At 72.6% G+C, this 21,138-nt stretch carries 22 protein-coding genes; 14 read left to right on the forward strand and 8 right to left on the reverse strand.

Annotated elements, in window-relative coordinates; translation table 11 throughout:
- Nucleotides 1-156: 156 nt before the first annotated feature.
- The 4 genes from ACZ3IL_RS24445 to ACZ3IL_RS24460 all read left to right on the forward strand — a co-directional run bounded on the left by ACZ3IL_RS24445 (nt 157) and on the right by ACZ3IL_RS24460 (nt 2,334).
- Nucleotides 157-687 (forward strand): GNAT family N-acetyltransferase, encoded by a 531-nt coding sequence (locus ACZ3IL_RS24445; RefSeq protein ID WP_467393399.1) that lies wholly within the window; start codon nt 157-159, stop codon nt 685-687.
- A gap of 74 nt (nt 688-761) precedes the next feature.
- Nucleotides 762-1,223 carry a helix-turn-helix domain-containing protein gene (locus tag ACZ3IL_RS24450; RefSeq protein WP_467393401.1) on the forward strand — a complete coding sequence of 154 codons (462 nt, stop codon included), beginning with the start codon at nt 762-764 and terminating at the stop codon, nt 1,221-1,223.
- Nucleotides 1,224-1,250: 27 nt separating this feature from the next.
- Nucleotides 1,251-1,904 carry a hypothetical protein gene (locus ACZ3IL_RS24455; RefSeq protein WP_467393403.1) on the forward strand — a complete coding sequence of 218 codons (654 nt, stop codon included), beginning with the start codon at nt 1,251-1,253 and terminating at the stop codon, nt 1,902-1,904.
- A gap of 91 nt (nt 1,905-1,995) precedes the next feature.
- Nucleotides 1,996-2,334, forward strand: a complete 339-nt coding sequence (locus ACZ3IL_RS24460) for a DUF2516 family protein (RefSeq protein ID WP_467393404.1) — start codon at nt 1,996-1,998, stop codon at nt 2,332-2,334.
- A 55-nt stretch (nt 2,335-2,389) separates the two neighbouring features.
- Here ACZ3IL_RS24460 and ACZ3IL_RS24465 read toward each other — a convergent pair whose 3' ends face one another.
- The 3 genes from ACZ3IL_RS24465 to ACZ3IL_RS24475 form a co-directional block, all read right to left on the reverse strand.
- Nucleotides 2,390-3,625 (reverse strand): PP2C family protein-serine/threonine phosphatase, encoded by a 1,236-nt coding sequence (locus ACZ3IL_RS24465; protein ID WP_467393405.1) that lies wholly within the window; start codon nt 3,623-3,625, stop codon nt 2,390-2,392.
- A gap of 297 nt (nt 3,626-3,922) precedes the next feature.
- Entirely contained in the window at nt 3,923-4,972 is a 1,050-nt protein-coding gene (locus ACZ3IL_RS24470) for a C40 family peptidase (RefSeq protein ID WP_467393407.1), read from the reverse strand.
- Between the two features lie 387 nt (nt 4,973-5,359).
- The gene (locus ACZ3IL_RS24475) at nt 5,360-6,154 is read right to left on the reverse strand and encodes a class I SAM-dependent methyltransferase (RefSeq protein ID WP_467393408.1); all 795 of its coding nucleotides are present in this window, start codon (nt 6,152-6,154) and stop codon (nt 5,360-5,362) included.
- Nucleotides 6,155-6,590: 436 nt separating this feature from the next.
- Here ACZ3IL_RS24475 and mshA point away from each other — a divergent pair, with 436 nt between their 5' ends.
- Together mshA and ACZ3IL_RS24485 are read left to right on the forward strand one after the other, a co-directional pair.
- Nucleotides 6,591-7,958 carry a D-inositol-3-phosphate glycosyltransferase gene (gene mshA / locus ACZ3IL_RS24480; protein WP_467393410.1) on the forward strand — a complete coding sequence of 456 codons (1,368 nt, stop codon included), beginning with the start codon at nt 6,591-6,593 and terminating at the stop codon, nt 7,956-7,958.
- Entirely contained in the window at nt 7,951-8,520 is a 570-nt protein-coding gene (locus ACZ3IL_RS24485) for a type III secretion system chaperone family protein (protein ID WP_467393412.1), read from the forward strand. The genes mshA and ACZ3IL_RS24485 overlap by 8 nt, the downstream gene beginning before the upstream one ends.
- Before the next feature lie 37 nt (nt 8,521-8,557).
- Here the strand turns inward: ACZ3IL_RS24485 and ACZ3IL_RS24490 are convergent, their stop codons facing one another.
- Complete coding sequence (locus ACZ3IL_RS24490) at nt 8,558-9,910, reverse strand: MDR family MFS transporter (protein ID WP_467393414.1); 1,353 nt, start codon at nt 9,908-9,910, stop codon at nt 8,558-8,560.
- A 124-nt stretch (nt 9,911-10,034) separates the two neighbouring features.
- On the opposite strand from ACZ3IL_RS24490, the gene ACZ3IL_RS24495 reads away from it, so the two are divergent.
- Both ACZ3IL_RS24495 and ACZ3IL_RS24500 read left to right on the forward strand, forming a co-directional pair.
- Entirely contained in the window at nt 10,035-10,796 is a 762-nt protein-coding gene (locus tag ACZ3IL_RS24495; protein ID WP_467393416.1) for a phosphoglyceromutase, read from the forward strand.
- 823 nt (nt 10,797-11,619) lie between these two features.
- The gene (locus tag ACZ3IL_RS24500) at nt 11,620-11,949 is read left to right on the forward strand and encodes a hypothetical protein (protein ID WP_467393418.1); all 330 of its coding nucleotides are present in this window, start codon (nt 11,620-11,622) and stop codon (nt 11,947-11,949) included.
- Between the two features lie 263 nt (nt 11,950-12,212).
- Here the strand turns inward: ACZ3IL_RS24500 and ACZ3IL_RS24505 are convergent, their stop codons facing one another.
- Nucleotides 12,213-13,334: an endonuclease NucS domain-containing protein gene (locus tag ACZ3IL_RS24505; RefSeq protein ID WP_467393420.1), complete on the reverse strand. Its 1,122-nt coding sequence runs from the start codon at nt 13,332-13,334 to the stop codon at nt 12,213-12,215.
- Nucleotides 13,335-13,685: 351 nt separating this feature from the next.
- On the opposite strand from ACZ3IL_RS24505, the gene ACZ3IL_RS24510 reads away from it, so the two are divergent.
- Complete coding sequence (locus tag ACZ3IL_RS24510; protein WP_467393422.1) at nt 13,686-14,189, forward strand: GNAT family N-acetyltransferase; 504 nt, start codon at nt 13,686-13,688, stop codon at nt 14,187-14,189.
- A gap of 44 nt (nt 14,190-14,233) precedes the next feature.
- On the opposite strand, the gene ACZ3IL_RS24515 is transcribed toward ACZ3IL_RS24510, so the two are convergent.
- Complete coding sequence (locus tag ACZ3IL_RS24515) at nt 14,234-14,386, reverse strand: hypothetical protein (RefSeq protein ID WP_467393424.1); 153 nt, start codon at nt 14,384-14,386, stop codon at nt 14,234-14,236.
- Between the two features lie 123 nt (nt 14,387-14,509).
- Nucleotides 14,510-15,190 (reverse strand): phosphate signaling complex protein PhoU, encoded by a 681-nt coding sequence (phoU, locus tag ACZ3IL_RS24520; protein ID WP_467393426.1) that lies wholly within the window; start codon nt 15,188-15,190, stop codon nt 14,510-14,512.
- A gap of 404 nt (nt 15,191-15,594) precedes the next feature.
- Here phoU and phoR point away from each other — a divergent pair, with 404 nt between their 5' ends.
- Both phoR and phoP read left to right on the forward strand, forming a co-directional pair.
- Nucleotides 15,595-16,824 carry a two-component system sensor histidine kinase PhoR gene (phoR, locus tag ACZ3IL_RS24525; protein ID WP_467393428.1) on the forward strand — a complete coding sequence of 410 codons (1,230 nt, stop codon included), beginning with the start codon at nt 15,595-15,597 and terminating at the stop codon, nt 16,822-16,824.
- Between the two features lie 5 nt (nt 16,825-16,829).
- Nucleotides 16,830-17,501, forward strand: coding sequence for a two-component system response regulator PhoP (gene phoP, locus ACZ3IL_RS24530; RefSeq protein ID WP_465270246.1), 672 nt, complete (start codon nt 16,830-16,832; stop codon nt 17,499-17,501).
- A 97-nt stretch (nt 17,502-17,598) separates the two neighbouring features.
- On the opposite strand, the gene ACZ3IL_RS24535 is transcribed toward phoP, so the two are convergent.
- Entirely contained in the window at nt 17,599-18,237 is a 639-nt protein-coding gene (locus ACZ3IL_RS24535) for a copper chaperone PCu(A)C (protein WP_467393430.1), read from the reverse strand.
- Between the two features lie 645 nt (nt 18,238-18,882).
- On the opposite strand from ACZ3IL_RS24535, the gene ACZ3IL_RS24540 reads away from it, so the two are divergent.
- The 3 genes from ACZ3IL_RS24540 (at nt 18,883) to ispF (ending at nt 21,057) form a co-directional block, all read left to right on the forward strand.
- Entirely contained in the window at nt 18,883-19,365 is a 483-nt protein-coding gene (locus ACZ3IL_RS24540; protein WP_003953493.1) for a CarD family transcriptional regulator, read from the forward strand.
- Nucleotides 19,366-19,790: 425 nt separating this feature from the next.
- On the forward strand, nt 19,791-20,540 hold the full coding sequence (gene ispD, locus ACZ3IL_RS24545; protein WP_467393432.1) for a 2-C-methyl-D-erythritol 4-phosphate cytidylyltransferase: 750 nt from the start codon (nt 19,791-19,793) through the stop codon (nt 20,538-20,540).
- Complete coding sequence (gene ispF / locus ACZ3IL_RS24550; RefSeq protein WP_467393434.1) at nt 20,530-21,057, forward strand: 2-C-methyl-D-erythritol 2,4-cyclodiphosphate synthase; 528 nt, start codon at nt 20,530-20,532, stop codon at nt 21,055-21,057. Before ispD ends, ispF begins: the two co-directional genes overlap by 11 nt.
- The last annotated feature ends 81 nt before the right edge of the window (nt 21,058-21,138 follow it).

Below are 21,138 nucleotides of genomic sequence, written 5' to 3' on the forward strand. Positions count from 1 at the left end.
CCGGCGCGGTCCCTTTCGATCCGGGCGGGGCCTTTCACCTGGGCCGGTCGCTTTCGTTCGGGGCGGGGCCGGCGCACGCGACCGGTGCACGCGGTCGTCGTACGGCCTCCGGAAAGCCGTGGCGAGGGGCCCGGCCCCGTCGTAGGGTCGGCCGGCATGACCGGCAGCCACCGCGACCCGCACGCCTTCCCCGAACTCGGCACGGGTGTACCCGGGTTGACCCTGTGCGGGCTCACCGCCGACCGGGCCGACGCGTACGAGGCGCTCGTCGCCCGCAACCGCGAACACCTCACCCGGTACGGCGACTACCGGGAGACGGTCGCGGCGACCCGCGAGGCGATGCGCGCCGAACTGCTCACCGACCCCCACCCGTCCCTCCGCTGCGGCATCCTCCTCCACGGCGCCCTCGTCGGCCGCGTGGACCTCGTGGCCGTGAACCCGCCCGGGTACGGATTCGGTTACTGGCTCGACCACGGGGCGACGGGACACGGGTACGCCACGGCGGCCTGCCGCGCGCTGCTCGCGCACGGAGCCACCGCGCGGGGCGTCACCGACGTGTTCGCGGGCGTCACCCACGGGAACGACAGGAGCGTCGCCGTGCTGGCCCGCCTCGGCTTCGAGGCGGTCGAGGTCTTCGGGACCTACACCCGGTACCACCGGCCCCTCGAGGTTTTCCGGCGCGCATGACGCCAGGCGCGACACGGCGCGACTATTGCAAGCAGTCGCTTGCAATAGTTAGCAAAGGCTGGCATGGTCGGAGCATGGCATCGCTCAACGTCGGCAATCTCGGTGAGTACCTCCGCGAGCAGCGGAGGAGCGCGCAGTTGTCCCTGCGGCAGCTCGCCGACGCCGCCGGGGTGTCGAACCCGTACCTGAGCCAGATCGAGCGGGGGCTGCGGAAGCCCAGCGCCGAAGTGCTGCAGCAGGTCGCGAAGGCGCTGCGGATCTCCGCCGAGACGCTTTACGTGCGGGCCGGAATCCTCGACGAGAAGGAGCGGGAGGAGCTGGAGACGCGGGCCGTCATCCTGGCCGATCCCTCGATCAGCGAGCGGCAGAAGCAGGTGCTGCTCCAGATCTACGACTCGTTCCGCAAGGAGAACGCCGCCGAGAGCACCGCCGGGAGCGCCGACGGGAACACCGCCGGAGACGCCTCCGGGGCGGTTTCCGAAGGGGCCCCCGCGCCCGTCGCGGCGCCCGATGCCGAAGAACCGCCTTCGCGCTAGTACGCCACATCCGGGAGGACCATCAGCATGGCCATCATCGACGAACTGCGTACCCCCCTCTACTTCGCCGCCGGCACCGCCGATCTCGCCGTGCGCCAGGCCAGGAAGGTTCCCGGCCTGATCGAGCAGATCGCCACCGAGGCGCCCGCGCGGATCGAGGCCGTCCGGAAGACGGACCCGAAGGCCGTGCAGGAGAAGGTGGCCGCCCAGGCCAAGGAGGCCCAGGCCACCGCCCGCACGAAGTTCGCCGAGGTCGTCGGAGGCTTCGACGCCGACTTCAAGAAGCTCGGCGAGACCGCCCAGGACCTCGCCCTGCGGGGGGTCGGCGTCGCCGCCGAGTACGCCGTCAAGGCGCGCGAGAAGTACGAGGAGGTCGCCGCCCACGGCGAGGAGGCCGTCCGCGCCTGGCGCGGCGAGGCCGCCGAGGAGATCACCGAGATCGCCATCGTCGTCGAGCCCGACCCGGAGCCGGAGGCTCCCGCGGCCGGGAAGGCCGCGTCCGCCGCGGAGGCGGAGCGGGACGGGGCGGAGACCGGCGGGGCCAAGACGGTCGGGACGATCATCGCCGAGGCCGAGGCCGAGGCCGAGGCCGGAGACGGGGCCGGCAAGGCGCCCGCGAAGAAGACCTCCGCCCGCAAGGCGGCCGCCAAGAAGGTGTCCGTCACCGCCGAGAAGGAGTAGGGCGGGTACCGAAGCGGGTAGCCGGGAAGCCGTACCGGGTACCTTGACCGAGAGGCGCTCTCTCCCCCTCCCCCTTTAGGCGGTGCCCAGCATGTTGCGCGCGGGATTCGATTCCCTTCTCTCCCTGGTGACGTTCCTCGTCTTCACCGGATTCGCCGTCGCGGCGCTCGTCTTCGCCGCCATGGCGCGCGAGGACGCCTACCGCGCGGCGGAGAAGCAGACGAAGAAGTTCTGGCTGGTCATCCTGGGCGTCAACCTCGTCCTGAACCTGCTCCTGCCGATGCTGTTCCTGCAGATCGCCGGAGTGATCGCCGCCATCGTCTTCATGGTGGACGTGCGCCCCGCGCTCGCGCAGGTCTCGGGCGGCGGACGCCGGGGCGGCGGTTCCAGCAGCGACGGACCGTACGGCCCCTACAACGGCGGCCGCTAGGGCGTGTGAGTCCCGCCCGCCCGGCGGGGGACGGCGGTGGACGAGGGCCCGGGGGTCACCCCCGGGCCTTCTCCCTTTCCAGGGCCAGGACGGCCACGTCGTCCGTCAGTTCGCCGCCGTTCAGGGAGCGGACCTCCGTCACGGCCGCCTCCAGGAGTTCCTCGCCCCGCAGTCCCGCCTCCAGCTGCCGGTTCATCATGCCGACCATCCCCTCCTGGCCGAGCCGCGGCGAGCCGGGCCCCGCCGAACGGCCCTCGATCAGGCCGTCCGTGTACAGGAACAGGCTCCACACCCCGCCCAGCTCCACCTGGCGGCGCGGCCAGCGCGCGAGGGGCAGCAGTCCCAGGGCCGGGCCGCCGTCCTCGTACGGAAGGAGCCGTGCGGCCTGTCCCCGCCGGGCGATCAGGGGCGAGGGGTGGCCGGCCAGGCACAGGCCCGCCCGGCGCCCGTCGGGCGCGATGTCCACGGTGCAGAGGGTCGCGAAGATCTCCTCGCTCTCCCGTTCGTGCTCCAGGACCCGCTGGAGGGTCGAGAGGAGTTCGTCCCCGCACAGGCCCGCGAAGGTCAGGGCCCGCCAGGCGATCCGCAGTTCGACCCCGAGCGCCGCCTCGTCGGGGCCGTGCCCGCAGACGTCGCCGATCATGGCGTGGACGGTGCCGTCCGGGGTGCGGACGACGTCGTAGAAGTCGCCGCCGAGCAGCGCGCGGGACCGGCCCGGCCGGTAGTGGGCCGCGAACCGCAGGTCGGAGCCCTCCAGGAGCGGCGTCGGGAGCAGGCCGCGTTCCAGGCGGGCGTTCTCCTGGGCCCGCAGCCGGGACTCGGCCAGTTTCACCTGGACGGCGTCGGCCCGCTTGCGCTCCACGGCGTACCGGATGGCCCGGGTGAGCAGCCGCCCGTCCAGCTCCTCGCGGAAGAGGTGGTCCTGGGCTCCGACCCGCACCGCCTCGGCCGCCAGTTCCGCGTCGGCCGAGGCCGCCAGGGCGAGGACGGCGTGGTGGGGGGCCAGGCGCAGGATGTGGCGGAGCGGGGCGAGCGGGTCGTCCCCGGCGGCCCGGGGAGCGGGCAGGGAGAGGTCGACCAGGACGCAGTGGACGTCGTCGGTGAGGAGCCGTTCGGCCTCGGTGAGGTTGCGGGCGGTGCGGATGCGCACGCGGGTGCCGGAGGCGTCCGCCGCGTCGAGCAGCTCGGGTACGGCGAGGGCGCCCGCCGGGTCGTCCTCGACGACCAGGAGGGTCAGGTCGGTGCGGTCGGTGCGGTCGGTGCGGTCGGTGCCTGTGACTGTGCCTGTCATAGAGGTGGCGTCCATGGCGCCGGCGTCCGTAACGGTGGCGTCGCCGGGGCCCGCGGCGGCGGAGACGTTCCTTCCGCGCGGTACGGGTACGGGCATCGGTCCGGGTTCCTTTCCCTCCCCCCGGGGGTGCGCGGAGCGCCGGGTGGCGCCCCGCCCGTCCCGGACCCTAGCGGTAGGGCGGCGCGCAGCGGAATGGTGATCGGCCGTGCGTGCGCGCGCCGCTCTTGGCATATGCCGCGGAAGGGGAGGTAGTCGCCCGCACGGCGTCCCGGGAGGGGACGGCGGCCATGAGAAACGTCACGCCGGACGGACGACGCCCAGGATCTCCATCGAGCCCGCGCCCGCCAGGGTCACGTCCCGGCCGGGGCGCGGCGCGTGCACCATCATCCCGTTCCCGACGTACATCCCGATGTGGCTCGCGTCCTTGAAGTAGACGATCAGGTCGCCCGGCCGGATGTCCCGGACGTCCACGTGCGGCAGCAGCCGCCACTGCTCCTGCGAGGTGCGCGGAATGGGACGGCCCGCGACGCCCCAGGCGCTCTGGGTCAGGCCGGAGCAGTCGAACGACGAGGGGCCCTCGTCGCCCCACCCGTACGGCTTGCCGATCTGGGCCGTCGCGAACGCGACCGCCCTCGCGCCCTCCGGGGTCGCCCCCGCCCTCGGGCCGGTGAGGACGCCGGTGCCGAGCCAGCGCGTCTGGGACTGCTTCTGCGCCAGTTCCTCCAGGACCCGCAGCCGCTCCCGCTCCTCGGCGGCGAGCGTGGACTCCAGTCTCCTGGCGGCGTCGATCTTGCCGTTGATCTCCTTCTTCGCCCGGTCCTGGCGGGCGCGGTTGGTCTCCAGCCTGGCCCAGTTGTCGCTCGCCTCCCGGGCGTAGACGTCCAGCGCGGCCTGCGTGCGGGTCATCTCGGCGAGGAGGTCGGTGGTGGCCTTCGCACCGGCCTTGAGGCGTCCCGCGTTGTCGAGGAAGAGCTGCGGGTCGTTGGTGAGGACGAACCGGGCGCCGTCGGGGAGGCCGCCGTTGCGGTACTGGGCGCGGGCGGCGGCGCCGGCCTGGTTCCTGAGGCCCTCGATCCTCTCGCGTCCCTCGGCGAGCATCCGGTTGACCCGGACGATCTCGGCGGACTGCTCCTTGGACTGCTCCTCGGCGAGGTTGTACGCGTCGGTGGCGACGGCGGCCTGCCGGTACAGGTCGTTCACCTCCGCGCGCACCTGCTCCAGGCTCTTCTTCGGCGGTGGCGGGGGGAGCGGCGCGGCGGAGGCCCGGAGGGCCGGTGCGGGGGAGGCCAGCACGGTCAGGGCGCAGACCACGGTGATCGCGGCGGTGGCGCGACGGCGTCGGTTCACGAACTCCCCCTTGTGTGTCACGACAACTGACTTACCGTCAGTAACCTGATGGTGACCTGGTGATGGTGCCATGCGAAACCGGCAAGTAACAAGGGAGGGCGAGCCCTGCCGGACCCGTCCACGACCTGCCGTTCCCGCTTCCCCCCACAAGGGACGAGCGTGACGGGCGGGGCGTTCCCCGCGCACGGGGAATTCGGGGAGAGTGGGGGAAAGGCCGGGGTCGCCCCTTCCGTGAGGTACGGGCGCCCCTTCCGTGATGCCCTGGTTGTCCCTTACGGGCGGCCCGGCTCCGCGACTACGGGCGGTCCGGTTCCGCGACTACGGGCGGCTCCGCGACGCCTCCGCCTCCCCGGGGGAGCCCCTCGAAGAGCCTCGCCCGGGGGAGCCTCACCCCCGGGGCGCCAGTGCCTCCCACCGCACCGTCACCTCGCCCTGCCGCCACCGCCGCGGTCCGTCCGTCAGGGGCCAGTCCGCCGCCAGGTCGCGGACGGAACGGATCCACCGCTGACGCGCGCCGAGGGAGGCGTACGGGGCCGCCGCCGCCCACGCCCGGTCGAAGTCCCGCAGGAAGGCGTGCACCGGCTCGCCCGGCACGTTCCGGTGGATCAGCGCCTTCGGCAGCCGTTCCGCCAGGTCCGAGGGGCGGTCGAGCGAACCGAGCCGGGTCGCGAAGGTCACCGTGCGCGGCCCGTCCGGGCCGAGCGCCACCCACACGTGCCGGCGCCCGATCTCGTCGCAGGTGCCCTCCACGAGCAGCCCGTCCGGGGCGAGCCGCCCGCACAGGCGCTCCCAGACGGCCGCGACCTGCTCCTCGTCGTACTGGCGCAGCACGTTCGCCGCCCGGATCAGGGCCGTCCGTCCGGGGACGGGCACCTCGAAACCGCCGCGCAGGAAGGAGAGCCCCTCGCGCTCGTACGGCCTGGCGGCCTCGACCCGGGCGGGTTCGATCTCGATGCCGTACAGAAGGGTGCGGGGGTCGGCGGTGCGCAGCCGGGCGAGCAGTTCGACGGCCGTCCAGGGGGCGGCCCCGTACCCGAGGTCGACGGCGAGCGGCGGCACGGGGGAACGGCGCAGGACGGGGCCGTGGACGGCGGCGATCCAGCGGTCCATGCGGCGCAGCCGGTTGGGGTGGGTGGTCCCGCGGGTCGGGGTGCCGACGGGGCGGGTGGTGCGCGGGGCCATGCCACGAGCGTACGGGGTGCGGGGGAGGGGGACGGAGGGCCGGGCCCCGGGCCCGGGGTGGCGGGAGCCGGGGGCCGGGTCCGGGGCCCGGGCGGCGGGGGTCGGGGCCCCCGGGGAGTCCCGGCCTCTCCGTAGTCCTCCGGCCCCACCCCCTCCCGGTGCCCCCGACGTCCCCGGCGTTTTCCCCGGCTCCCCGGCAATGAATTGGCAAAACGCCCCCACCAGCGGAAATGAAAGAGGCCGTTCCGGTGTTGTGGCCGCTGGAAGGCGCAGCTTGCCTTCCCGCCGCCCTGCGGACCCAGCCCAGCCCGTTCAGACCCAGCCCAGTTCAGCCCGAAGGCCCGGTCGCCGGCTCCGGTCCCGGCCCGGTTCCCGTCCCGGTCCCGGTCCGGCCCGGGCGTCCGGCCCCCGGGCCACGAGCGGAAGGACCGCCGACGTGAGCCAGTACGTGTCCCGGTTCGCCGGCACCCGGCACCGGCACCCGGCGCCGAACCGGCTCCGGCTTCCCGGCCGGGCCCGTGCCCCCCGGCGCGTGGCCATGCTCAGCGTCCACACCTCGCCGCTGCACCAGCCGGGCACCGGCGACGCGGGCGGCATGAACGTCTACATCGTCGAGCTGGCCAAGCGGCTCGCCGCCATCGACATCGAGGTGGAGATCTTCACCCGGGCCACGGCCGGCGGCCTCCCCCCGGTGGTCGAGCTGACGCCGGGCGTGCTCGTGCGGCACGTGGACGCGGGGCCGTACGAGGGCCTGGCCAAGGAGGAGCTGCCGGCCCAGCTCTGCGCCTTCACGCACGGCGTGATGAGCGCGTGGGCGGGCCACCGTCCCGGCTACTACGACCTCGTCCACTCCCACTACTGGCTCTCCGGCCACGTCGGCTGGCTCGCCGCCGAGCGCTGGGGCGTCCCGCTGGTCCATGCCATGCACACCATGGCGAAGGTCAAGAACGCCGCGCTCGCCGAGGGCGACACGCCCGAGCCCGCGGCCCGGGTGATCGGCGAGACCCAGATCGTCTCCGCCGCCGACCGGCTGATCGCGAACACGACCGAGGAGGCCGGCGAGCTGGCCCGTTTCTACGACGCCGACCCCGGCAAGGTCGCGGTCGTCCACCCGGGCGTCAACCTCGACCGCTTCCGCCCCGCCGACGGCCGTGCCGCCGCCCGCGCCCGCCTCGGACTGCCGCGCGACGCGTTCGTACCGGTCTTCGCCGGCCGCATACAGCCCCTGAAGGCCCCGGACGTCCTGCTGCGGGCGGCCGCCCTCCTCGTGGACCGGGACCCCTCCCTGCGCTCCCGCATGGTCGTCCCGGTGGTCGGCGGCCCGAGCGGCAGCGGCCTGGCCAGGCCGGAGGGGCTCCAGAAGCTCGCCGCCCGGCTCGGCATCGCGGACCTCGTGCGCTTCCACCCGCCGGTGGGCCAGGAGCGCCTCGCCGACTGGTTCCGCGCGGCCAGCGTCCTCGTCATGCCCTCGTACAGCGAGTCCTTCGGCCTGGTCGCCATAGAGGCGCAGGCGGCCGGCACCCCGGTCGTCGCGGCGGCGGTGGGCGGCCTGCCCGTGGCCGTGCGGGACGGCGCGACCGGCTTCCTCGTCCGGGGCCACGACCCGGCGGACTACGCGCGGGCGCTCGGCCGGTTCGCGGCCGACCCGTCCCTGACGGCCCGGATGGGCGACGCGGCGGCGGCGCACGCCAGGTCCTTCGGCTGGGACACCTCGGCCTCGGCCACGGCCGACGTCTACACGGCCGCCGTGCACGACCACCGGCTGCGCGAGAACCGTCGTCGCGTACGCTCCCACCATGGCTGAGGACAGGACCGCCGAAGACGTTCGCCAGATCATCGAGTCCACCTTCGACGAGGCGGAACTGGAGTGGGAGTCGCCCGAACCGGGCTCCTACGTCGTCAAGCTCCCGGGCACGCGCAAGCTCTTCACCACGCTCTCCCTCCGCGCGGGCCGCCACTCCCTCTCCCTCAACGCCTTCGTCGTCCGCCACCCGGACGAGAACGAGGCGGGCGTCCACCGCTGGCTCCTCGAACGCAACCTCAAGCTGTACGGGGTGGGGTACGCGGTCGACGGCCTCGGCGACGTCTACCTCACCGGCAAGCTCCCGCTCGCCGCCGTCACGCCCGGGGAACTGGACCGGCTGCTCGGCTCGGTCCTGGAGGCGGCGGACGGCGACTTCAACACGCTCCTGGAGCTGGGCTTCGCGACGTCGATCCGGCGCGAGTACGCGTGGCGGGTCTCGCGGGGCGAGCCGACCCGGAACCTGGACGCGTTCAAGCACCTCCTGGAGAAGTCCCCCGGGGAGACGCCCGGCAAGACGTCCGGGGAGACCCCCGACAGGACGTCCGGGAAGCCCGTGGACTGAGGGCCGGGAAGCCCGCGGACCGAGCGGGCCCGGCCGTTTAGGCGCCGACGGGGGTGCCCTCGGCGTCCTCGTCCTTCACGACGGCCACGGGCACGGGAACGACGCCCCCTGTTCCCCCGGCCTCCCCGGCTGCCCCGACGACCTCGGTCTCCCGGGTCTCCCCGGTGTCCCCGGCCTCCTCCACGAGGGCCTTCCGCAGCAGGGTGGCGTAACCGGCGGCGGCGAGGACGCCTACCACGGCCGTGGCCGCCCACAGGACGTCCGGGCCGGGTCCGCCGACGATCGCGCCGGCGAGGACCGGGGCGACGAAACCGGCGACGGCCCAGGACATGCCCATGACGCCCTGGTAGCGGCCGCGGGCGTGCTCGGGGGCGAGCCGGGCGGTGGCGGCGGCGTTCGTCGGGACGTGGATCATCTCGCCGACGGTCCAGACGACCACGGTCGCGGCGAAGGCGACGGAGGACCCGGCGAGGGCGGTGGCCCCGGTGCCCAGGGCGAAGAGGAGGGCGGAGAGGGTGAGCAGGAGGACCGGGGAGCGCTGGTCGGTCAGCCTGTTGACGAGGAGCTGGAAGCCGACGATGACGACGCCGTTGACGGCGATCACGACGCCGTAGGAGGACGGGGAGAGCCCCTGGCCGGCCATGGTGAGGGGGAGCCCGATCCAGGGAGCGGTGAACACCAGGCAGACGAGCAGGTTGAGGAGGACGAGCGTCCGGAAGGGCGCGTCGCGCAGCACGGTGAGCGTGCCGACCTTGTCCTCGGCCACGGGCTCGTCCACGGCCCGGGGCCGGCGTTCGGGCCGGGTCTCGGGAAGCCGGAGGAAGACGATCACGGCGCACAGGACGGTGGCGGCGGCGTCGGCGACGAAGAGGGTGCGGTAGCCGAGGAAGGCCGCGGCGCCGCCGCCGATGGAGGCGATGGCGAAGCCGAGGTTGAGGGCCCAGTAGTTGAGGGCGTAGGCCCGGCGCACGTCGTGGGCGGGGACCATGTCGGCGATGGTGGCGTTGATGGGGGGCCGGACGGCCTGCATGGCGACGCCCATCAGCAGGACGACGACGGCGATTCCCCAGGCGCTGGTGACGAAGGCGAGGGCGGCGGCGCAGACGGCGCCCGCGAGGTGCGTGGTGATCATGGTGGGGCGGCGGCCCCAGCGGTCGGTGAGCACGCCGCCGAGCGGGGAGCCGACGATGCCGCCGAGGCCGTGGAGGGCGACGACGAGCCCGGCGAACCAGGCGGAGTACCCGAGTTCCAGGGTCAGATAGAGGGAGAGGAAGGTGAGGACGAAGGCGCCGGTCCGGTTGACGAGGGTGGAGAGCCAGAGCCACCAGAAGCCGGGCGGAAGACCGGAGACCGTCTCGCGGGCCGATCGTCTGAGCGTACTGATGGACATGTGTGGCGCCCCCTAGCGGATGTAAGCCCCTGCCAATGCATCCGTAACTTACGCATCTCTCATGCCGGACACCACTCGATTGAGGGCGCGCGCCATGCGCCGGAGGTCGATTAGGCTCGTACGCATGGCCGACGCACCGTACAAGCTGATCCTCCTCCGCCACGGCGAGAGCGAGTGGAACGAGAAGAATCTGTTCACCGGATGGGTGGACGTGAACCTCACCGCGAAGGGCGAGAAGGAGGCGACGCGCGGCGGCGAGCTGCTCAAGGACGCCGGCCTGCTGCCCGACGTGCTGCACACCTCCCTCCAGAAGCGCGCCATCCGCACGGCGCAGCTCGCCCTGGAGGCGGCCGACCGCCACTGGATTCCGGTGAACCGCTCCTGGCGCCTGAACGAGCGTCACTACGGCGCCCTCCAGGGCAAGGACAAGGCGCAGACGCTCGCCGAGTTCGGCGAGGAGCAGTTCATGCTGTGGCGCCGCTCGTACGACACCCCGCCGCCGGCCCTCTCCGACGACAGCGAGTACTCGCAGGCCCACGACGCCCGCTACCAGACGATCCCGCCGGAGCTCCGCCCGCGCACGGAGTGCCTGAAGGACGTCGTGGAGCGGATGCTGCCGTACTGGTACGACAGCATCGTCCCGGACCTCCTCACCGGCCGCACGGTCCTGGTCGCCGCCCACGGCAACAGCCTCCGCGCCCTGGTCAAGCACCTGGACGGCATCTCGGACGCCGACATCGCGGGCCTCAACATCCCGACCGGCATCCCCCTCGCCTACGAACTGGACGAGGACTTCAAGCCCCTGAAGCCGGGCGGCACGTACCTCGACCCGGAGGCGGCCGCGGCGGCGATCGAGGCCGTGAAGAACCAGGGCAAGAAGAAGTAGCCCGCGTGTTCGTGGCCCCCACCTGCGGATTCTCCGCGAGTGGGGGCCATGTGCGTACCTGAGGGACGTCCGTGGGCCGTCAGGCGGCACGGCGGGCCGCGGTGCCGACGCGGAACGTGACGCGGAACGCGATCAGGAACACTGCCGGGGACACGCACTCCCGGGGCATGTCGACCCGGAGAGCGAGGGTTCCGAGCGCGCAAACGGTGGTGGGCTCGGGGGAGCGTTGTCGGCGCCACCCTCTCCTATGTGCCTGAACCCTTGGCTTCTCCTGGTCTGCCTGAGCACCCCGGCGCCGTGGTGCTCCTCCCGCCGTTCCGGCAGGCGCGTCCGGGGCGACACTGGCGCGGCTCGGAAGAACCGGCGTCCACAGGCCTTCCCCGCGTTGAGAAAGGCATGATCGGGGTACAGGGAAAGGTTTTGGCCATTCTCAAGGTTCTGGCCTGAGGTTAGGTTCGCACACCCCAGAATGCGGCACGCTTCACACTGACTCTGGGGGGAGAGAGCCATGACCGCCGCGCCCGAACCATCTACCGACTCACCAGGGCCCGGGACCGATTCAGCCGGCGAAACACCCCGGCGTGGACGCTTCGCAGACGTGCCCGCATGGATCTCGGCTGTCACGGCCGTGGCAGGACTGCTCCTCGGGTTTCTCGGCCTCCCCGTGTTTGTACACTCGCCTACGGCCAGTTCCCCGGCGCCTCCGGCGACCGTGTCCTCCCCAGCGGCGGAATCGCCGACACCGAGTCCCGCCGCGGAGACGTCAACGACGCCGGCGTCTGCGCCCACCGGACGACCTTCCGACGTCTACAAAGTCCAGACCGTGGAGCTGGCGAAGGAATACGGCTTCGCCCTCGACGAGCTGCGCCCCGTCAGCCGCGATGATCAGCGGGAGATCTACTGGTACTCGGGCCATCTGCACACCGACACGGGACAGTTTGTCTATCTGGACCGGAAGGAACCCGGCACCTACGACACGTGCAGCACGGTCACTCGATTCACGAACCGCATCTCCATCTACTCCCTGTCAGTCGGTGACCGCTTCTGCATCCTCGCCCCGACCGGACTCATCGCACTCGCCGAGATGACCGGGGGTGGAGACAAGGAGGGATACGTCACCCTGAAGTTGACCATCTGGCGCGGTACCTACTGACCTCTCCCTCTGCGTGCCTCCCCCTCGCCCGGTCGGACACGAACCAACGAGCTGGTGCGTGCTCGACGGTGATGCGCTTCGACGAGTGCCGGTGCCGGGCTTCCTCTCCGGCTGCGTGCAGGTGCGGCAAAGCGATCTTGTTCGGTTCTCCGGGTGGTGTGATCGCCGTGCCGGGGTGGTCGCATCGTGCACCCGCCCCGGCCCCAGCCCATCGGTCCAGGGCGTGCGGCCCTGATGGCCGGTGGCGACGGTCCTCCCGGTGCTCAGGCGTCGGCGGTGTCCTCGCTCACGCCGAAGTGCTGGGAGACCCCGTCGATCGTGAAGCGGGCCCGGAGTTTGCAGGCGGAGTTCTGGTTGGCGAAGAAGCCCGGGCGCCACAGTGCCTCCTCGCGGGGCACGGCGCGTTCCCACGTGACCGGGACGATCCACTCGCGGCGGTCCTCCCCGTCCCGCGGGGCGTCCGTCCCGGCCGGCCGGTAGGTGCCCGCCAGGGGCAGGCCGCTCATGAGCCGGCTCTCGCCTTCCACGACGAGGAGGGCCTCCTCGAAGGGACGGGCCTCGCCCGACACGGTGCCGACCCCCACGTACCCGGCCTTCGGTATGTGGGTGAAGACGCGCCCTCCGACCGGCAGGGAGCGGATCGTGCGGGAGAACCACTCCCCGCCGCCGGCCGACACGAAGCCGTAGCGGCGCGCGTCGTCCCAGTTGCGGCCCTCGCGCTCGTCGCCGAACGAGACGTACCAGTCCGTCCCGTTCCACGGTTCCCGCTTTCCGCGCCCCTTCGCCCCCGCCGACGGCGCCGCCGCCCCGGCGTCGTCGATCAGCCAGGTGCGGGCCAGGTAGGAGCGGCCCCCGTCCTCGAAGTACCGGAAGAAGAGCACGTTGACCGGCACCTGGAACCCGGAGGCCAGGTAGCCGACGATCCGCTCCGTCGCCGCGTCGACCTCGCTCGCGACGACGGTCAGGGAGTGGGTGGAGTTCAGGGCCTCCGGCGGGCTGCCGCCGAACCTCAGGGCGAAGGCCTCGTCCAGTTCCGCGGGCAGGTTCCTCTCGCGGGCGTACGAGCCGTAGATGTCGCGCACCTGCTCGTTGGTCAGCTCCTGGACCCAGGAGCCGTAGTCGAGGACCTGTGCGACCACGTCACGGGGCGTGCGGTCCCGTTTGAGTTCGAGGACGTGCAGGCTCCCCTCCGCGTCCATGCCGAGGAGGTCGACGAACGTGCCGTGCCGCGTGGGCACCTGGCGGCCGATCAGGAGGAGCGGTTTCCCCAGGATCTCCGGATCGGCCTCGATCAGTCCTTCCAGCCGCGACTCCAGCGGCATCGGCCGCGTCACGACCCGCACGGGCTTGTCGTCCACCCGCCACAACCCGAATTCCAGTGGCACGTACGCGCTCCCCTCCGCTCAGGACCGAAGTCAAGCAGACGGCACGGTGGCGGAGAACCGGGTGCGCGGGACCGGCCCCGACCGGACCGGACCGGATCGGCCCCCGACCGGACCGGACCGGATCGGCCCCCGACCGGACCGGACCGGATCGGCCCCCGACCGGACCGGATCGGGTCGGCATCGACCGGACCGGCCTCGACCCGACCCGACCGGACCGGACCGGTCCGCCCGGAACGGGCGTGCCCCCGCCGCCCCGGCGATTCCTTTCACCGGCCGGTACGAGCCCCCGCGTTCCGGCGGGCGCGGGTAAATCGCGCGACGGACGCGTACGGAGTCGTTAGCGTCCGCACCATGAGCACCATGAGCCCCCTGAGCAGCACGAACGGTACGGGCACCTCGCTCCGTCTGGAGGAGATCACCCCCGCCAACGTCGACGCCGCCCTCGGCCTCCGCGTCCACCCCCACCAGGAACGGAACGTCGCCCCCGTCGTGCGCTCCCTCGCCGAGGCCTACGCCTTCGGCGAGACCGCCTGGCCCCGGCTGATCCTCGACGGGGACCGGCTCGTCGGGTTCCTCATGGCCTTCGTCGACATCGCGTGGAAGGAGGAGGACCCCGCCGACCGCCGCAGCGGGCTCTGGCGGCTCGCCATCTCCGCCGACGCGCAGGGCGAGGGGTACGGGCGCTTCGCGGTCCGCGCCGTCGCCGACGAGCTGCGGCGGCGCGGCGCGGAGCGGATGTACGTCACCTGGGAGCCCGGCGACGACGGGCCCGGCGCGTTCTACCGCCGGCTCGGTTTCCGCACCACCGGTGAGCACAGCGGACGGCAGGTCGTCGGGGTGCTCGACCTCCGGTGAGGAGGAAAAGGGGGATGCGGCTCGCCGCACCCCCCTCCCCCCGTTCAGCCCGAGCAGCCCCCGCACTGGCACGGACCGCCCGACTGGCATCCGCAGCCGCAGCCCGAGCCGCAGCCGCAGGCGCCGAGGACGGGCAGCAGGACCGCCTCGCGCGGCGGCTCCGTCCCGGATTCGGTCGTCATCGGGGAATCGGCCATGAGGGTCCCTCCCTTTCGAGGCGCGGATCGCCTCCCCCCATTGCATGCCCACCCGGACCGGCGCATCAACGGCGCACCGGAGCCCGCACACCTGTGCGCCCCGGGCGGTCCGGCGGGGAGCCGCTACGCCCCCTCCACCGGCGCCTCCGCCGCCTGCAGCTCGTCCGCGTGCTCGCCCGTCACCAGATACACCACCCGCTTCGCCACCGACACCGCGTGGTCCGCGAACCGCTCGTAGTACCGGCCGAGCAGCGTCACGTCCACCGCCGTCTCGATGCCGTGCTTCCAGCGGTCGTCCATCAGGTGCCGGAACAGCGTCCGGTGCAGCAGGTCCATCTCGTCGTCGTCCTGCTCCAGCTGGAGCGCCAGGTCGACGTCCTTCGTGATGATGACCTCCGCCGCCTTCGCCATCAGGCGCTGCGCGAGCTGGCCCATCTCCAGGATGGTCGCGTGCAGGTCCCGCGGCACCGCCGATTCCGGGAACCGCAGCCGCGCCAGCTTCGCGACGTGCTGCGCCAGGTCGCCGGAGCGCTCCAGGTCGGCGCTCATCCGCAGCGAGGTCACCACGATCCGCAGGTCCGTCGCCACCGGCTGCTGGCGGGCGAGCAGCGCTATCGCCCGCGCCTCCAGGTCGTGCTGGAGGTCGTCGACCTTCTGGTCCGCCGCGATCACGCTCTCCGCGAGCTTCAGGTCGGCGTCGAGCATCGCCGTCGTGGCGCGCCCGATCGCCGATCCGACGAGTCGGGCCATCTCGACCAGGCTCTCGCCGATCGAGTCCAGTTCCTCGTGGTACGCGTCCCGCATCGATGTCCCTCTCTAGCTCTGCGCAAGGCTCCGGAAGGTCCGGGAGACCGGAAGATCCGGAAACCCGGAAGGCCGGAAACTCCGGGGACCCCGGAAACCCGGAGATCCCGGAAGGTCCGGGAGATCGGAGACCCGGACGTCCGGGGGCTCCGGGCGTCCCGGATGCTCCGGTCCGGGTGGGGCTCGGACCCCCACGTTCCCACGTTCGGCCCCCTACGCGTCCGGTTCCACCTCCTCGTGTGAACCGGTCCCGTCTCCCAGGTGAACTCTGGGCGACGCACGCCACCGCGTCCGCCGGGGCAAGTGAACCGGCCCCGTCCCCAGGGTGAACTCTGGGCGACGAGTGTTCGAGCAGCCACTCGTACGGCTGGGAGAGCGTCCTCCGGCCCGCATAACCTTGAGGCATGGACGTGAACGCGGCGGTCGCCGCATTGGCAGCGATCGCCGGAGTGTGCACCGGCGTGATCGCCATGCTGGCGTTCCGCTGGAGCGAACGCGACCAGACGCGACCCACCCGTACCTCGCTGCACACCGACGCCGTGCTCCCGCCCGGCGTCGACACCGTGCTGTCCGTGCTGCGCTCCTCCGCGGTCGTCCTCGACGAGAGCGACTCCGTGGTGAAGGCCAGCTCGGCGGCGTACGCGCTCGGTCTGGTCCGGGGCGGCAAACTGGCCGTCGACGCCATGCTCACCATGGCCCGCGACACCCGCCGCGACGGGGAGATACGGCAGGTCGAACTGGACCTGCCCCGGCGCGGCACCGGGCGCGGCGAGGCCCTCGCGGTCTCCGCCCGCGTCGCCCCGCTGGGCTCCCGTCTGGTCCTGCTCCTGGTCGAGGACCTCACCGAGGCCCGGCGCATCGAAGCGGTGCGCCGGGACTTCGTCGCCAACGTGAGCCATGAGCTCAAGACGCCCGTCGGCGCGCTCTCCCTGCTCTCCGAGGCGGTCATGGACGCCTCGGACGACCCCGAGGCGGTCACCCGCTTCGCCGGCCGGATGCAGATCGAGGCGACCCGGCTCACCAACCTCGTACAGGAGCTGATCGACCTCTCCCGCGTGCAGAACGACGACCCGCTGGAGGACTCCGAGCCGGTGCCCGTGGACGAGCTGGTCGCCGAGGCGATCGACCGTTCCCGGCACGCCGCCGGCACCAAGCAGATCACCATGGTCTCCGGAGGCTCCGCCGACCTGCGGGTCTGGGGCAGCCGCGGCCAGCTCGCCGCCGCCCTCGGCAACCTCGTCGAGAACGCCGTCAACTACTCCCCGGCCCACACCCGCGTCGGCATCGCGGCCCGCAAGGTCGCCGCGCCCGGCGGCGACCTCATCGAGATAGCCGTCACCGACCAGGGCATCGGCATCCCCGACAAGGACAAGGAGCGCGTCTTCGAGCGCTTCTACCGCGTCGACCCCGCCCGCTCCCGTGCCACCGGCGGCACGGGCCTCGGCCTGGCCATCGTGAAGCACGTGGCCGCCTCGCACGGCGGCGAGGTCACCGTCTGGAGCACCGAGGGCCAGGGCTCCACCTTCACCCTGCGGCTGCCCGAGGCGGGCTCCGTACGGGACCGCCGGCCCGCCTCGTCGCTCACCCCCGATCTCATGACCGAACCGCTTCCCGCCCCGGAGGTCCTTCCGTGACCCGAGTGCTCGTCGTCGAGGATGAGGAATCCTTCAGCGACGCCCTGTCGTACATGCTCCGCAAGGAAGGATTCGAGGTCGCCGTCGCGGCGACCGGGCCCGACGGCCTCGACGAGTTCGAGCGCAACGGAGCCGACCTCGTCCTCCTCGACCTGATGCTCCCGGGCCTGCCCGGTACCGAGGTCTGCCGCCAGCTGCGCGGCCGCTCGAACGTCCCGGTCATCATGGTGACCGCCAAGGACAGCGAGATCGACAAGGTCGTCGGCCTGGAGATAGGGGCCGACGACTACGTGACCAAGCCCTTCTCCTCGCGGGAGCTGGTCGCCCGCATCCGCGCGGTGCTGCGCCGCCGCGGCGAGCCGGAGGAGGTCACCCCGGCGGCCCTGGAGGCCGGTCCGGTCCGCATGGACGTCGACCGCCACGTGGTGACGGTCTCCGGCGGCAAGGTGGACCTGCCGCTGAAGGAGTTCGACCTCCTGGAGATGCTGCTGCGCAACGCGGGCCGCGTGCTGACCCGCATGCAGCTCATCGACCGGGTGTGGGGCGCGGACTACGTCGGCGACACCAAGACCCTCGACGTCCACGTGAAGCGGCTGCGCGCCAAGATCGAGCCGGACCCGGGCGCCCCGCGCTACCTGGTGACGGTCCGCGGCCTGGGCTACAAGTTCGAGCCGTAGGAGGAACGGCGGTTCGCCGCGGCGGACCGTGCGCACGCGTGAAGGGGCGCCCCCCTCCCAGGGGGGCGCCCCTTCACGCGCAGGCGGGTGCGGCCGGTCAGTGGCCGGTCCCGTGGCTCGCCCCGCCCGACGGCGACGCGGAGCCCTCCGCGCCGTGTCCGGCCTCGCCCGACGGCGATGCCGACGCGGACGCGGACGGCGAGGCGCCCGGGGGAGCGGGGACGATCGACGGGCCGAAGTCCTTGAAGTAGCTGGTGGCGGGGACCACGAAGGCGGCCAGGCCGACCTCGCCGGTCTTGCTCAGCTTGAAGACGACCTTCTGCGCGTTGCCGTCCTTGGCGGACTCGGCGCCGCTCTCGATCAGGGCGGTGGCGTTGCCCGCGCCGCCGAGGACGAGGGAGCCGCCGGCCGGGACGGTGACCGGGCCGCTGCCCTTGGCCGGCTTCAGCTTCACGACGGCGTCGGTGCCCGGGAGGGTGATCGCGTCGAGGGTCTGCGGCTCGCTGCCGCCGTTGAAGACGGTGGCCGAGACGGCGGCCGGACCCTTGGCGCCGGGCTCGGGCTGGGTGATCACCAGCGCGTTCTGGATCTTGACGTCGTCCACCGTGACGGCGGCGTTGTCCGGACGGATCTGGAGGGTCTGCGCGTCGTTGCCCGCTCCACAGGCGGACAGGGCGGCGACGGAGAACACGATGGCGGTGGCGGCGAGGGCGCCGCGTCGAAGGCTGCGGCTCACGGCGGCGGCATCTCCTAGGACGTACGGACGGACTGGGGGACCAGGGCCAACTAAAGGCGTGTCAGCGCGATCAGGTTACCGAGCCGCACTCTCCGTCCCGCACCCGACCCGCCCCTAACCCGCGACGGCCGCCTCCCGCCTCCCCCGCGGGGCCCGGCGGAGCGCCCCCGGGAGCCTCCCCGGCCGCCGTGCCCGCGTCGGCGTGGCCGGATCGCGACCCATTGACCTGTTGTTCACATAAGCGCCTTGATCAATTCGCGGACGCCGCGCATTCCCCGGAGCCGCGCCTCCGGAAAATCCCGGGCCGATGTCGACCGATCCCGGTTGATCAATTCCGGGAATCACCCCGTGATCCATCCGTACGGGTGGTCGATCCTCGAACGGAGTACGTGAAGAAGGCCACTCCGAAGCAGACAAAACGGCACATCACGCCTTCTTCGTGGAGGGGCGAGTGGGTGTAACGTACGCGTTTCTCTCCGTCCGGACAGCCGCTCCGACCTGCGAATACCTCCCTCCGGAAGCCTTCCGCAGCACGTCCGCATCGCTGTTGTCAAGCCCCGAGATATGCCCTGACCTGCGAAAACGCCATTCAGAAGAAGCCGTATCCGTGTTACCCTGGATAGCCACGGAAGGGGTACCTGTCACATGACGTTCAAGGTTGGCGACACCGTGGTCTATCCCCATCACGGGGCCGCGCTGATCGAGGCCATCGAAACTCGCCAGATCAAAGGCGTGGACAAGACCTACTTGGTGCTCAAGGTCGCGCAGGGTGACCTGACGGTCCGCGTGCCGGCGGACAACGCGGAGTTCGTCGGGGTCCGCGACGTAGTCGGGCAGGACGGGCTGGACCGGGTCTTCGAGGTACTGCGCGCGCCGTACGCCGAAGAGCCGACGAACTGGTCCCGTCGGTACAAGGCGAACCTCGAGAAGCTCGCCTCCGGCGATGTCATCAAGGTCGCCGAAGTGGTCCGCGACCTGTGGCGGCGCGAGCGCGAGCGGGGTCTCTCCGCAGGTGAGAAGCGCATGCTCGCCAAGGCGCGGCAGATCCTGGTCAGCGAGCTGGCCCTCGCGGAGAACACGAACGAGGACAAGGCCGAGGCCCTCCTCGACGAGGTCCTCGCGTCCTGAGCGCGCTCCGACCACACCGGAGCGCGTTGCCGAGCGAAGCGATGCCGTGGTGCCCGCCGACGCGCTGTGATCCACACAGTGCTGTCGCCGGGCGCCGCGGCATGTTCGCGTACGTACCATCCCCACCACTCATAACCGTTCGCGCGCGTCTCACACACGTCCTCGCGCGACCGCGTGCGTGAACGCCGCGCGCACGGCCGGTACGCACGGACCCGGACGCGCGCGTACGGCGCCGAGAACAAGTGGAGAAGCAGCCGGGGAGCGGCCGATGAGTGCCCGCGTGCCCCGCTGTGTCCGAACCCCCTGTGCTGGGCGGCAACGCCTCGACCGTCGTCACGGAAAGGGCCCGGTCAAGGCGGAGCGTCCGGCACGGTGAGTGCCTTACCCATGTCGGCCGCGGAAACAAACCTGCCGGAGTGCAACCGATGTCAGACGAAGCGCGTCCCCGTCGTACCGCCGTGGTGATCCCGGCGGCCGGACGGGGCGTACGCCTCGGCCCGGGCGCCCCCAAGGCGCTGCGCGCGCTGAGCGGCACCCCCATGCTCATCCACGCCGTCCGCGCGATGGCCGCCTCCCGCGCGGTCTCGCTCGTCGTCGTGGTCGCCCCCCCGGACGGCGCCGCCGAGGTCAAGAACCTCCTCGACGCCCACGCCCTCCCCGAACGCACCGACTACCTGGTCGTCCCCGGCGGCGACACCCGCCAGGAGTCCGTGCGCCTCGGACTCGAAGCGCTCCCCGGGGGCGTCACCACCGTCCTCGTCCACGACGCGGCCCGCCCCCTGGTCCCCGTCGACACCGTGGACGCCGTCATCGAGGCCGTACGGGACGGGGCCGTCGCCGTCGTCCCCGCGCTGCCCGTGGCCGACACCGTCAAGGAGGTCGAGCCGGCGGAGGGGCCCGGCGACCCCGAGCAGGTCGTCGCCACGCCGCCCCGCGCCCGCCTCCGCGCCGTCCAGACCCCGCAGGGCTTCGACCGCGACACCCTCGTGAACGCCCACGCCACCGTCGCCCTCGCCGGGGAGGGCGCCACCGACGACGCCGGCATGGTCGAGAGGCTCGGCGCGCCCGTCGTCGTCGTGCCCGGCCACGAAGAGGCCTTCAAGGTCACCCGCCCCCTCGACCTCGTCCTCGCCGAGGCCGTACTCGCCCGCAGGAGGGCCAACGATGGCTTCTGAGCCGCCCGCGCTTCCCGTGCTTCCCGCGCTCCCCCGCACCGGCATCGGCACCGACGTCCACGCCTTCGAGAAGGGCCGCGCGCTGTGGTGCGCGGGCCTCCTCTGGGACGCCGCCGAGAGCGACGGCTACGGGCTCGCCGGGCACTCCGACGGCGACGTCGCCGCCCACGCCGCCTGCGACGCCCTCTTCTCCGCCGCCGGCGTCGGCGACCTCGGCGCCCACTTCGGGACCTCGCGCCCCGAGTGGTCCGGGGCCTCCGGCGTCACCCTGCTCGCCGAGGCCGCCCGGATCGTCCGCGCCGAGGGGTACGAGATCGGCAACATCGCCGTGCAGGTCGTCGGCGTCCGCCCCAAGATCGGCAAGCGGCGCGACGAGGCGCAGAAGGCGCTGAGCGAGGCGGCCGGCGCACCCGTCTCCGTCTCCGGCACCACCACGGACGGACTCGGCCTCACCGGCCGCGCCGAGGGCCTCGCCGCCCTCGCGACCGCCCTGGTGTACCCCGTGACCGCCCCCTGAGGCGGCGCACCCGCCGGAAAACGTGCCCCGCGCCCGGGAACGGGTCGCGGGGCACCACCCCGCGCCCACTACCCTGGGGGG

The sequence above is a fragment of the Streptomyces sp. NPDC014907 genome, from assembly GCF_055562975.1.